This is a genomic window from Streptomyces fildesensis, from assembly GCF_016107395.1.
GTDB classification, from domain to species: domain Bacteria; phylum Actinomycetota; class Actinomycetes; order Streptomycetales; family Streptomycetaceae; genus Actinacidiphila; species Actinacidiphila fildesensis.
Map to the genome: position 1 here is coordinate 1 of NZ_JAAIKO010000409.1, position 225 is coordinate 225.

Here is a 225-nt window from a genome sequence, read left to right on the forward strand (position 1 = left end):
TGGGCCATCGTGCCCTCGATGCCCGCACGCAGGGCGTACTGCTCGCGCCAGGCGTCGGTGGCCTGCTCGGCGCGGAGTCGTTGCTGGGCCTCGAACTGCTGGCGGGGACGGAATGTCAAGGAGCGGGCGTTGACCGTCGAGCGGGTGCAGCGGGCGCGCTGCGGGCAGGGTGTGCAGTCCGGCTGGCGGAAGGTGACCTGGACGGTCGGCAGGCCGTCGGCGCTG

At 73.3% G+C, this 225-nt stretch carries 1 protein-coding gene; it reads right to left on the bottom strand.

Annotation, left to right across the window (positions count from 1 at the left end):
- Positions 1-212: transposase (locus C6N31_RS46725; protein WP_368860211.1), on the bottom strand; the 212-nt coding region annotated here is incomplete at its 3' end.
- Positions 213-225: the final 13 nt, after the last annotated feature.